Annotated in this window: 12 protein-coding genes; 3 read left to right on the top strand and 9 right to left on the bottom strand. The window is 67.8% G+C overall.

Features of this window, described 5'->3' with window-relative positions; translation table 11 throughout:
• Window positions 1-96: 96 nt before the first annotated feature.
• A complete protein-coding gene (locus tag F3J43_RS12140; RefSeq protein WP_166886165.1) occupies window positions 97-795 on the top strand; it encodes a pirin family protein in 699 nt (232 codons plus the stop codon).
• 48 nt (window positions 796-843) lie between these two features.
• Here the strand turns inward: F3J43_RS12140 and F3J43_RS12135 are convergent, their stop codons facing one another.
• Both F3J43_RS12135 and hisN read right to left on the bottom strand, forming a co-directional pair.
• Window positions 844-1482: a hypothetical protein gene (locus tag F3J43_RS12135; protein ID WP_205297812.1), complete on the bottom strand. Its 639-nt coding sequence runs from the start codon at window positions 1480-1482 to the stop codon at window positions 844-846.
• A gap of 339 nt (window positions 1483-1821) precedes the next feature.
• Entirely contained in the window at window positions 1822-2613 is a 792-nt protein-coding gene (hisN, locus tag F3J43_RS12130; protein WP_166886160.1) for a histidinol-phosphatase, read from the bottom strand.
• Window positions 2614-2844: 231 nt separating this feature from the next.
• On the opposite strand from hisN, the gene F3J43_RS12125 reads away from it, so the two are divergent.
• Entirely contained in the window at window positions 2845-3492 is a 648-nt protein-coding gene (locus F3J43_RS12125) for a helix-turn-helix transcriptional regulator (RefSeq protein ID WP_166886158.1), read from the top strand.
• Between the two features lie 69 nt (window positions 3493-3561).
• On the opposite strand, the gene gspF is transcribed toward F3J43_RS12125, so the two are convergent.
• The 7 genes from gspF to gspG are packed head-to-tail and all read right to left on the bottom strand — an operon-like array spanning window position 3562 to window position 11406.
• Window positions 3562-4767: a type II secretion system inner membrane protein GspF gene (gene gspF, locus F3J43_RS12120; protein ID WP_166886156.1), complete on the bottom strand. Its 1206-nt coding sequence runs from the start codon at window positions 4765-4767 to the stop codon at window positions 3562-3564.
• Window positions 4767-6188 (bottom strand): type II secretion system ATPase GspE, encoded by a 1422-nt coding sequence (gene gspE / locus F3J43_RS12115; protein ID WP_166886154.1) that lies wholly within the window; start codon window positions 6186-6188, stop codon window positions 4767-4769. The genes gspF and gspE overlap by 1 nt, the downstream gene beginning before the upstream one ends.
• Window positions 6185-8572 carry a type II secretion system secretin GspD gene (gspD, locus tag F3J43_RS12110; protein WP_166886151.1) on the bottom strand — a complete coding sequence of 796 codons (2388 nt, stop codon included), beginning with the start codon at window positions 8570-8572 and terminating at the stop codon, window positions 6185-6187. Before gspD ends, gspE begins: the two co-directional genes overlap by 4 nt.
• Window positions 8569-9087, bottom strand: coding sequence for a type II secretion system protein M (locus tag F3J43_RS12105; RefSeq protein ID WP_166886149.1), 519 nt, complete (start codon window positions 9085-9087; stop codon window positions 8569-8571). The genes gspD and F3J43_RS12105 overlap by 4 nt, the downstream gene beginning before the upstream one ends.
• Complete coding sequence (gene gspL / locus F3J43_RS12100) at window positions 9077-10009, bottom strand: type II secretion system protein GspL (RefSeq protein ID WP_166886147.1); 933 nt, start codon at window positions 10007-10009, stop codon at window positions 9077-9079. Before gspL ends, F3J43_RS12105 begins: the two co-directional genes overlap by 11 nt.
• Window positions 10006-10953, bottom strand: a complete 948-nt coding sequence (gene gspK, locus F3J43_RS12095; RefSeq protein WP_166886145.1) for a type II secretion system minor pseudopilin GspK — start codon at window positions 10951-10953, stop codon at window positions 10006-10008. The genes gspL and gspK overlap by 4 nt, the downstream gene beginning before the upstream one ends.
• A gap of 6 nt (window positions 10954-10959) precedes the next feature.
• A complete protein-coding gene (gene gspG, locus F3J43_RS12090) occupies window positions 10960-11406 on the bottom strand; it encodes a type II secretion system major pseudopilin GspG (protein WP_166886143.1) in 447 nt (148 codons plus the stop codon).
• Between the two features lie 147 nt (window positions 11407-11553).
• Here gspG and gspI point away from each other — a divergent pair, with 147 nt between their 5' ends.
• A complete protein-coding gene (gspI, locus tag F3J43_RS12085) occupies window positions 11554-11922 on the top strand; it encodes a type II secretion system minor pseudopilin GspI (RefSeq protein WP_205297811.1) in 369 nt (122 codons plus the stop codon).
• Window positions 11923-12088: the final 166 nt, after the last annotated feature.

The raw sequence follows: 12088 nt of genomic DNA, 5'->3' as shown, positions 1-12088 counted from the left end.
CACAAATTCGATCATAACAAGCCGATATTTACGCTTTTTTTCGATCTTTGAACCGCGCATCATGGCCCCATTCCAGCGAATCAGAGGAGCACGACCATGCTGCAACTGCGACCCTTCGAAAGCCTGGGCCACGCCAACCACGGCTGGCTCGACGCTCACCACCACTTCTCGTTCGCCGAGTACTACGACCCGGCACGCATGCACTGGGGCAACCTGCGGGTGTGGAACGACGACCTGATCGCCGCCGGCAGCGGTTTTCCGCCGCACCCACACCGTGACATGGAGATCATCACCTACGTTCGCGAAGGCGCCATCACCCACCAGGACAGCCTGGGCAACAAGGGCCGCACCGAGGCGGGCGACGTGCAGGTGATGAGTGCCGGCAGCGGCATCGTGCACAGCGAGTACAACCTGGAGAAGGTCGACACACGGATCTTCCAGATCTGGATCGTGCCGGAGAACGTCGGCGAGGCGCCGTCCTGGGGCTCCCGGCCATTCCCCAAGGGTGAGCGCGGCGAAGGCTTCGTGACCCTGGCCAGCGGTCGCGAGGGCGACGAGGACAGCCTGCGCATCCGCACCGACGCTCGTCTGGTGGCCGCTACCTTGAAAGCTGGGGAAAGCGCCGAGTACCGCTTCGACCCGGCACGCCGTGGCTACCTGGTGCCGGCCAAGGGCCGCCTCGAGGTCAACGGCCTGCAGGTCAAGGCCCGTGATGGCCTGGCGATCGAGCAGGAAAGCGTGCTGACGGTCACGGCGCTGGAAGACAGCGAGATCGTGCTGGTCGACGTCGCCTGACCAGCAACGCCCCTTCGCCGGCAATACCGGCGAAGGGGCGTTGCTGTCTCACTGCACCGGCAGGAAATTCATCAGCAGCAGGCTCTGCGCATAGTTCAGGCCAACGCGCCGGTAACGCTCGTCGAGGATCTGCGCCAGCAGGTCCAGGCGCGCGACCACCTTGCCGAACTCCACGGCGAAGCTCAGGTTGCTGCCCTGCTCGGAGATCTCATTGGAAAACAGCAACAGCACACCATTGGCATCCTGGCGCTGGCTGAGCATCCAGGTGGCCTTCTCGATATTGCGCGCGGCGTTGTTGATGAACAGCGGGTCGAGGGTATCGGTCATGTAGAACGTGGTGCGCCCGCCATGGGCGGTGATCAGCATGCTGCCGATGGCATAGATGAAGGCACCGACCCGGTCGCCGCGAAACGCTGGACTCAACGCGTAGCTCAGCGCTTCGAGGTCGCGGCGTCCGCCCAGTTGCGCGAGCGGCTCGCGCTGTTCGATGGCGATGCGGATCTGCCGCGCGGCCGTGGTGGCGTCGAGGTAGCCGGACTGCTTCCACTGGTTGGGATTGCGCAGGTACAGCTTGTTCATCAACAGATAGAGGCTTTGCAGGTTGTCGCGCATGCCCAGGGTGGCCATGCGGTCGACGCTGGTCTGGAACAGCTCGTCGGGCTTGCCGTTGCCCAGTTGCGTGAGCATGTCACGGCCTTGTTGCTGGGAGCAGGCGCAGAGCGCCGTCAGGGCACCCGCCAGCAGCAGACCTTGGAGAGTTCGGGTATGTGTTCGTACGACCATCGGCACCGGCATGGGTCATCGGCCACACCGTGAATCGGTGTGGCATGGCCATGCATAGAGCGTTCAAAACGCGAAAAGTGCGATGGCAGGTGCCCAGCCAAGCCACACGACTCCGGAACAGCCCCCAGTCATCGAAGCTGGCAAGCCGACGAAACCGCAGCCGTGGGAGCCGGCAAAGCCGGCGATGGGCCGCACAGCGGCCCCTGGTGCAAGACCTTCACTCCCGCCTAGTGCACATCCCGATTACATCGCGTGGCGCAACAACGCCACCATTTGCGCATGCAACGCCGGATCGCCACAGGCCACCACGCAGCCACCGTTCTGCGCCGAGCTGCCGTCCCAGGCCGTGATCACACCGCCCGCCCCTTCGATGATCGGCATCAGCGCCTGCACGTCATACGGCTGCAAACTGGCCTCGACGATCACGTCGACGAAGCCCGAAGCCAGCATGCAGTAGGCGTAGCAATCTCCCCCGTAGCGCATCAATCGGGCCTGCCCGGCGACCTGCTCGAAGGCTGCCTTGCGCGCCGGAGTGTCGAACATGTCAGGGGTGGTGCACATCAGCGTCGCGGCGCCCAGCTCGGCACAGGCACGGGTCTTCAGCGGCGTGCCGCTGCGCCAGGCGCCTTCGGGGGTACCCACGAAGCGCTCGCCGGTGAAGGGCTGGTTCATCACGCCGACAACCGGGCGCTGGCCGTCGTTCAGAGCAATCAATGTGCCCCACAGCGGCAGGCCGGTGATGAAGGCACGGGTGCCATCGATCGGATCGAGCACCCAGGTCAGCGGGCTGCTGCCCAGTGCCACGCCCTGTTCCTCGCCAAGGATGCCGTGCTCGGGATAGCGGGCCTGGATCAATGCCCGCATGGCGTCTTCGGCAGCCTTGTCGGCGATGGTCACCGGGTCGTACAGGCGCCCCCCCTTGTCCTCGACATCGAGGCTGGCGCGAAAGTACGGCGCGATGGCCTCGGCGGCGGCATCGGCAAGCTGTTCGGCGAAGGCGCGGAATTCGCCGGTCTGTGCTGCGCTCAGGGACATGGGATCGGGCCTCGTGGGAGAGAATGGGCCCGCATCATACCTGACTTGCGCGGCGCTACGCGCCAGGCATGGAGGCAATGATATTGTTATGCCATTATTCCAGCTTCATTTAACCGTCACCGAATCGTTGTACTAGGATAGCAAGCAGCTCCAACCGCCCCGCCGCCAGTCAAGGATGCTGGTCTCTGGCAGATCGGGCGTTTCGTACCACCGTTTATCAGGGATGACACGATGAATTCGCACCTGCTTTTTCCGCAGATCGGCAAAGTCATAGCCAGTACCGGCAGCCGCCAGTTTCCACAACGGCTGCATGACCTTATCCAGACCCACCTGACCATCGATGCGACGCACATCCGTCAGTTGCGCGACGCTTCGGCCTGCGCCTCGCGCCAGGACGCCACGTTGCTCAGCGAAATGGTGTTCAGCACCGGCGGGCCGGAGGATGCCTTCGACGCGCCGGCGCGTCTGCACCTGGCCAGCCGCAAGGACGGCTACCGCTACGAGATCACCGTGCTGCGCGCCGACCCGCGCGTTGGCTTCTCCGCCACCGAGCGCAGCCGCCTGGAGGACATCTCGCCGTTGCTGATGCCCATGCTGGAAAAGCACATCAATGCGCTGCAACCGGCCACGCTCGACCCCTGCGAACCCGAAAGCCTCGAACAGCGCTTCCTCGAACGCCTGGGGCAGACGGGCATCACCCTGTCGGAGCGCGAGATGCAGGTATGCAAGGGCCTGCTGGCCGGGCGCACCGCGCCGCAGCAGGCCGAGCACCTGAGCCTGAAGGTCAACACCGTGGAGAGCTACCTGCGCCGCGCGGCGATCAAGCTGGGCATCAGTGGCCGCCACTCGCTGATGCGCTGGATGTACGCGGAAGGCTGACCAGCCCCTGGCCGGGCGGCCAGCGCCACCCGGCCACTATCAGCAGGCGTCACGCCGCCCTTGCAGTGCTCACTGCACCAACTGGTTGATCTCGATGATAGGCATCAGCACGGCCATCACGATCAACAGCACCACCCCACCCATCACCACGATCATCAACGGCTCGAGCAAGGCGGTCATGCCCATAGCGCGGCGTTCGATGTCCTTGGCCAGGCTGTCGGCGGCGCGATCGAGCATCGGCGGCAGGTTGCCAGTCTTCTCGCCGCTGGCGATCAGGTGGATCAGCAACGGCGGGAACACCTTTTCCACCGCCAGCGCAGCGGCCAGGCCAGCGCCTTCGCGCACCCGTGCGGTGGCTTCGCTGACGCAGCGGTCGAGCCGATCGTTGCCAAGCGTCTGGCGCGCCGCCTCCAGCGCCCGCAGCAACGGCACACCGGCACTGCCGAGAATCGCCAGGGTGGAGGCGAAACGGGCAGTGTTCAAGCCCAGCACGAAACGCCCGAACAGCGGCAGGCGCAAGATCCGCGCATGCCACGCCAGGCGCGCCGGCGGCGCCCGCAGATATAGCCGCCAGCCCCACAGCGCGGCAGCCATCACGGCAAAGCACAGCACGCCCCATGCCCGCACGAAGTCACTGGCGGCAAGCATCGCCAGGGTCAATCCGGGCAGGTCCTGACGCGCCTGGGTGAAGGCGCTGACCACCTGCGGCACCACATAGCTGAGCAGGAAGATCACGATGCCCACAGACACCAGCCCCACCACCGCCGGGTAGATGAATGCCGTGAGAATCTTGCCGCGCAGGGTGTTGCGCTCTTCGATATAGTCGGCCAGGCGTTCCATCACCTGCGCCAGGTCACCGGACTCCTCGCCCGCCGCCACCAGCGCCCGGTAGATGTCCGGAAAATCGCGCGGACGTGCGGCCAGCGCGTCGGCCAGGCGCATGCCGCTGCGCACATCGCCACGCACCGCCCCCAGCACCTGGGCCACATGCTTGCGCTCGGCCTGCTCAAGGGTCGCCCCCAGCGCTGCCTCCAGCGGCAGGCCGGCCGCCAGCAGGCTGGCCAACTGGCGAGTGGCCCAGGCCAGATCGCTATCGGACAGCTTCGGGCTGAACAGCCCGGCCCCCTGCCCGGCAGCCGCATGGACCTCGACCTCCAGCGCAGTGAGCCCCAGGGCCTTGAGCTGGGCCATGGCCGCAGCCGGGGTATCGGCCTCGAGCAGACCATTGACGATGCGCCCTTGGGCATCGGCGGCTTCATAGCGATAGCGGTTCATCAGGCGTCCCGTGTCACGCGCAGGATCTCTTCCTGGCAGGTGCTGCCGTCGTCGATCCAGCGCTGGCCGTCCTCACGCATGCTGCGCATGCCATTGGCCCGCGCGGCGCTGCGCAGGGCCTGCTCATCGGCGCCCTGGTGGACCAGGCTGCGTACCTGGTCATTGACACAGAACAGCTCGTGGATACCGGTGCGGCCACTGTAGCCACAGTGGTTGCACTGGACACAGCCGACCGGGCGGAACTGCCCTGGCGCCGTCGGATCGGGCTCGCGACAGTGCGGGCAAAGCCTGCGTACCAGCCGCTGGGCCAGCACCCCGAGCAGTGCCGAGGCCAGCAGGAACGGCTCCACGCCCATGTCGACCAGGCGGTTGACCGCCGACACCGCATCGTTGGTGTGCAGGGTGGCCAGCACCAGGTGCCCGGTCAGCGAGGCCTGCACCGCGATCTGCGCGGTTTCCAGGTCGCGGATCTCACCGATCATGATCACATCCGGGTCCTGACGCAGGATCGCCCGCAAAGCCACGGCGAAGCTCATGTCGATGCGCGCGTTGACCTGGATCTGGCTGATCCCCGGCAAGTCGTACTCCACCGGGTCCTCGACGGTGAGGATGTTGCTCACGCTGGCATCCAGCCGCGCCAGGGCCGCGTACAGGCTGGTGGTCTTGCCCGAGCCGGTGGGGCCGGTGACCAGGACGATGCCATGGGGCTGGCGGATCAACTGGTCTAGCCGCGCCAGCAGCGCCGCGTCCATGCCCAGCGCCTCCAGGCGCAGACGCCCGGCCTGCTTGTCGAGCAGGCGCATCACCACCCGCTCGCCATGCCCGGTGGGCACCGTGGACACGCGGATATCGATCGGGCGCCCGGCCACCCGCAAAGCGATGCGACCGTCCTGGGGCAGGCGTTTTTCGGCGATGTCCAGCTGCGCCATGATCTTGATCCGCGATACCAGCGCGCCATGCAGCGCCTTGCGCGGCGAGACCACATCGCGCAGGGTGCCGTCGACCCGGTAGCGCACCAGGCAGTGACTTTCGAACGGTTCGATATGGATATCGCTGGCCTGGTCCCGCGCCGCCTGGGTCAGCAAGGCATTGATCATGCGGATCACCGGCGCATCGTCCTGGGCTTCGAGCAGGTCGGTGACCTCGGGAATGTCCTGCAGCAGGCGGTCGAGGTCGACCTCGTTTTCCGCCGCGCCCACCACTGCCGCCGCGCTGCCGGTATCGGCATAGGCGCTGACCAGCAGCGCGTCCATCTGCGCATCGCTGAGCGCCTCGACCGGCACCGGGCCATACCGCCGACGGACCTCGGCCAGCGCCCAGCCCGGGCTGGAGGGGCAGCGCGCCAGGCGCGGGCCATCCTCGCCACCGGCCTGCAGCACCAGGCGCTGGGCCTTGGCCCAGGCGTAGGGCAGCCGGCTCACCGGGCCACCTCATCCAGCGGCACCGCGCGGATCGCCGCCCGTGGCGCGCCCTGCGCCGCGGGCTGGGCCCGGCCCTGTACCGGCACGCCCTGCTCCACCGGTGGCAGCAACGGCATGTCCATGTCCGGCAGCGCCCAGGAATGCTCGGGCTTGAGGTTGCCCTGGGCGCGGCGGATGAAGTCGTAGCGGTTGAGGGTGATGCTGCGCCCGGCGCCGGCGTCACGCACGATGTACGGACGCAGGAACACCATCAGGTTGGTCTTGTTGCTGGCCCGACGCTCGTTGCGAAACAGCGCGCCGACCCCAGGCAGACTCGCCAGCCACGGGATGCCTTCGTTGCTCTGGGTGTAGCCATCCTGCAGCAGGCCGCCGAGCACCATGATCTGGCCATCGTCGAGCAGGATGCTGGTGTCGATGGCACGCTTGTTGGTCACCGTGCCGGCGGCGCTGGAGGCCCGTTGATCGACGCTGCTGACTTCCTGGTAGACGTCGAGCTTGACCGTGCCGCCCTCGGAGATCTGCGGGCGTACGTTCAGGCGCAGGCCCACCTCCTCGCGCTGGATGGTCTGGAACGGGTTGTTGCTGTTGCCGCCGCCGTCGGTGACGTACTGGCCGCTGACGAAGGGGATGGTCTGGCCGACGAAGATGCTCGCCGCCTCGTTGTCCAGGGTCAGCAGGTTGGGCGTCGACAGCACATTGCTGCCACCCTTGCTCTTGAGCGCGTGGGCCAGCACCTTGAGGTCGAGCACTTCGCCGATGCCAGGGATCTTCACCGTGCCGTCGACCACCCCCACCGACAGGCCCTTGGGCAGCACGTCGATGCTGGTGGCGCCCTTGGTCAGCCCGCTGCCGCCAAGATTGGCACCACCGAACACGCCGTTCTTGCCAAGGTTGCCGGCCTGCCACTGGATGCCGAACTCGTTGGCATCGTCCTCGCCGACCTCGACGATCAGGCTCTCGACCACCACCTGGGCGCGGCGCTGGTCGAGCTGGTCGATCACTTCGCGCAGGCTGCGGTACAGCGGCTCGGGCGCGGAGATCAGCAAGGTGTTGGTGGTCTTGTCGGCCTGGATGGTCGCGCCACCGGCTGAAAACGCGCTGCCCTGCTCGCCCTGAGCCTGGCCGTTGCCATAGCCGTTGGGCGTACTGCCAGCCCCCAGGCCGTTGCCGCTGCGATTCAGGCCACCGCCAGCGTTGTTGCCGCTGGCGTTCTGGGTCGCGCCGTTCCTGGCCCCGCCGCTGTTCGTGCTGGTGCCATTGCCACTCAGCATGCCACCCCCGCTGAGCAGCGCCCGGGTGCCGTCGCTGGTCGCGCTGTCGCTCTCGCCGGTGAGCAGTCCGCGCAGGCTCTGGGCCAGCTTGTCGGCCTGGGCGTTGCGCAGGTACACCACATGCAGGTTGCCGCTGCTGTTCTGCGCGTTGTCGAGCTTGTACACCAGGTCGCGGGCCAACTGGGTGCGCTCCGGGCTGCCGGAACGGATCACCACGCTGTTCGAGCGCGGGTCGCCGAGCACGCTGATCTTCTGCGTGGGGTCGCCGCCCTGGGCATCGAGCAGTTCGCTGACCATGCTGGCGATATCGCTGGCAATGCCGTTCTGGATCGCCACCACATCGGTGTCGATGGCGCTGGGAATGTCGATACGGTCGAGGATCTGTGCCACCCGCTCGAGGTTCTCGGCGTAGTCGGTGACGACGATGGTGTTGTTGCCCGGGTAGGCGTTGATCGGGTTGTCCGGCGAGACAATCGGGCGCAGTACCGGGATCAGGTTGACCGCGTTCTCGTACTGCAGGCGGAAGGTCCGGGTGAGCATGCCGTTGCCGGCCTCGCGGTCGGCGCCGGCCAGCGCGCCGCCGAGCAGTTTGGCGTCGGCCTGGGGCACCACCTGGGCCACGCCGCCGACATCGACCACGCTGAAACCTTGCATGCGCAAGGCCGCCAGCAGCATGGCGTAGGCCTTGCTGGCCGGCACCTCGCCCTCCGAGACCAGGGTCAGCTGGCCCTTGACCCGTGGGTCGACCAGGAACTGCCGGCCAGTGGCGCGGGAAAGACCGCGCACCACCGCCTGGATATCGGCCTCGACGAAGTTCAGTTGCACCGGCTGGTTGCCCAGCGGATTGGCCGCGACCGGCGTCAACGGCGCGCGGCTATGACGCTGGCCGACCCGTGGCGGTACCTGGCGCGAAGCCGGACGACGGGTGTCGGCGTTCTGGGCATGCAAGTCCGGCACGCTGTCGCTGGCACCGGTACTGGCCAGCGGCCGGCCAAGCTCGCTGCTGGCCAACGGCTTCTGCGCAGGCGGCGGGTTGGCGCAGGCGGCGAGCGCCAGGGCCAGGGCCAGCGGCGCGAACGGCAGCAGCCGTGTAGGGAGGCGAGTGCAGATCATGAAGGGTCCTTAGCGCCATGCGCCTGATCCATGCGAAGGGTTCCGGAAAATGTCACCGGGGCGCCGACGGCCGCCTCCGGGTCGCGGCGCAGCGTCAGTCGCCCGACGCTGAGCCCGTAGCGCGACGGCACGCCCTGCAGCCAGGCCATCGCGGCCTCGGCCGGGGCTTGCTGCCAGTCCAGCTGCCAGCCATCACCCGTGTCGCTGAGGCGCGACTGCGCCGTCAGGCCGGCCTGTTCGAGGCTCTGTGCCAGGGCTTCGCTCAGGCTGCCCGTGACCACAGAATGCTGTGCCAGCAACGCGTCCAAGGCCTGGGCCTGGCTGCGCAGCCTGGGGGTTTCGGCCTGCCAGTGCTCGATCCGCGCCAGGGCCGGCGCGGTCAGTACCTGCCAGCCGAACAACGCGCCCAGTAGTAGCCCGGCCAGCGTCACCGCCCGCCGCTCCCGCGGGGCCAACGCCTGCCAGCGCTGCCGGGCCTGGCCATGCAAGGCCTGCAGACGGGGTTTAATCGACATGGGCCAGCTCCTGGTTGACCGGCGTACCGGCGCGCAAGGCCCAACCCTGCCCGCTCGCGCTGGCTTCGATGCCACGGGTGGCGAGCTCGGCCTGCCAGCTGCTGTCGGTCGGTAGCTTCGTGCCCTCGGTCTGCACCGTGACCTGCAGCACGCCGTCCTGGTAGTCCAGTGCCGCGACATTGCCGGCCAGAAAAGGCATCGCCTGCCCAGCCCCGTCGAGCAACCCGTCCAGTCCCGGTCGCCCGCTCCCGCCTTGTAGCTGCTGACGCGCCTGCTGCAAGGGATTGAGCACCACGGGCAACTGCGGGAAGGCCTGGCGAACCTGGGCGACCATGCGTGCCCGCAATCGCTCGCCCTCGTCGGCCAGGTGCCCGGCGTACAGGTTCAGCCCCAGGCACCAGATCGCCAGCGCGACGCCCCAGATGCTCAACGTACGACCCCACGCCACCGGCGTGGCCGGGCCTTGCAGGCCGCCGGCCAGGTCCACCGCAGGCCGCGCGTCCCCCGGGTGGGCGAACAGGCCACCGAGGCTGACCCGCTCCACCCGCAACCAATCCTGCAACTGCTTCAGTTCGGCCTGGCCGAGCCAGGCCACCACCACCTGGCCATCGGCCTGGCGCGGGCCGTGGGCCATGTGGACCTGCCCGGCGTCGCCCAGCAGCAACCCTTGCACCGCGCAGCACGCAGCGGCCTGCAGGCGCTTGCCTGCCAGCGGCGGCAAGGCGATGGGCAACGCCAGGCTATCGTCCTCGTGCAGGTGCAATCGCCAACGTGCGCCCCTGGCCTGGCCGGCCAGCTCGCCGCGGGTGGCCTCGCCACTGCTCAGCAAGCTGCCCTGGCGGTCGCTCAGGCGGTAAGCCAGCGACGAGGTCGCCGTCAGCGCCGCCAGCGGCGGCAATTGAATGTCCAGTACCCGACTCATGCCCCGACCCTCGTCCAGATCACATCCGGCAACTGTCCCTCGCGCTGGCGCAACAGCGCCTGCAGGCGCACCTGCCGCTGCCCCTGGCGCGCCTGGCCGTGCAGACGGAACCAGTCGCTGTTGATCCCTACCCGCACATTGGCCGTGGCCAGTTGCGGCATGCGCAGACGGTTGACGAAGTCACCACGATTGATGAACCAGCGCCCGCCGTCACGCTCGGCCACCAGGGCCCTGGCCTGCTGCAGCGACAGCCCCGGCACCTGGGCGGCGAGCACTTCGGCGCTGGCGGTGTTGCCGTTGACCCAGGTCAGCGCAGGGATCACCGTCACGACCCGGCGCAGGCGCTGCAGGGCCTTGGCATTCATGCCTTCGAGCGAAGCCAGGGTGTCGAGGCTGCGCAACATCGGGCGCCGGGGCGGCGATGTGGCACTGGCGCTGGCCGGCGATGTCAGTCGCCCACTGGCCGGCTCCGCGCCTTGCACCGGCGACGCGACGGCGCGTTGCGGATAGCTGTCGATCACCAGGGTGGCGATGGCGGTGGCCAGACGCTCGTCGATGTCGATCAGCGCGCACAGTCGATGGAAGGAGGCCAGCGCCTGCGCGTCGACCAGGCCATCGACCACCAGGTTGCGCAAGTTGAACTTGCCCTGCTCGTCTTCCAGGCGCCCGGCAAACACCAGGTTGCCGGCCGACCACTCAGGCAGTGGCTGCGCCCAGGGTTGCCCGGCGCGCACCAGCGGATCGCGCAGACGCTGTTCGTGCAGTACCTGGCGGCTCAACTGCAAGCCACCTTCCAGCGCCCACAGCCCCTGCACCGCCAGTTGCCGGTTCTCCACCTGACGGGTGAGCAGGCCCTGGCGCTCGATCATGCCGGCGGCGATCACCGCCACCACCGCGGCGATCAGCAGGGCGCTGATCACCGCCATGCCATCCTGGCGCGCCATGGCCGGTCACAGCTGCCAGGAGCCGATGTCGCTGTTCACCCCGTCGCCGCCGGCCTGACCATCGGCGCCCAGGGAGAACACGTCGACCTCGCCGTTGGCGCCGGGGTTCAGGTACTGGTACGGACGGCCCCACGGGTCGTTGGGCAGGCGGTCGAGGTAGGCGCGCCACTGGCCATCCTTGGCCTGGGCCGGTTTTTCCACCAGCACCTTCAGGCCCTGGTTCTGGTTCGGATAGCTGCCGTTGTCCAGGCGGTAGAGCTTGAGCGCCTGCATCAACCCGGCGATGTCCTGGCGCGCGGCGGTGGCCCGGGCCTGGTCGGGACGGTCGAGCACCTTGGGCACCACCATCGCGGCGAGGATCCCGAGGATCACCACCACCACCATGATCTCGATCAGGGTGAAGCCCTGCTGGCGGGAACGGCGGCCTGTGGCGCGGCGACGGGCGATCTGCATCTCGGCATTCCTTGCATGAGTTCGAATCGGGGGCCGATTGTTGCAAGCAGGTATGTCACCGATATTGAAAAAGCTCGGGAGTTGTCGTCGTCAAACCGTCACCCAGGCGCTCTACATTGCCGTTTTCCCTTGTGCGCAGGTGCTGCCGTGAGGCGGACGCAGGCTGGTTTCACCCTGATCGAAGTGCTGGTGGCCTTGACCATCGTTGCCGTGGCCATGGCTGCCGCCGTGCGCGCCACAGGGCTGATGACCCAGGGCAACGGCCTGCTGCGCGACAAGTCGCTGGCGCTGCTGGCGGCCCAGGGACGCCTGGCCGAGTTGCGCCTGGAGGGCAGCGCCAAGCCAGGGGTGCTTCAGTTCGAGTGCGACCAGGGGCGCCTGCGCCTGCGCTGTGAGCAACGGCTGGCGCGCGCGGCAGCAGGTGGGATGCTGGAGGTGTCGCTGCAGGTGTTCGATCGGCAACGGGAAGGGCCGGCGCTGGCGCGGTTGCAGAGTGCGCTGGCGAGTGGGGGTTGAGATCAGGAGGTTCTACCCCGCCGCCACGTACTCCTTGTCCAGCCGCTCGCGGGTGATCCCCCATCAAGGCTCCGAATCGAAGGTGCAAGACCAGCACGAGACACCTCTACCACCACACGCACCTCCCCTTGCCGTCAGATGCACCTTTCCCCACAGCAAGGTGCCC

The sequence above is a fragment of the Pantoea sp. Cy-639 genome, assembly GCF_011752525.1.
GTDB lineage: Bacteria > Pseudomonadota > Gammaproteobacteria > Pseudomonadales > Pseudomonadaceae > Aquipseudomonas.
This window is presented reverse-complemented; position numbering and strand designations above follow the sequence as displayed.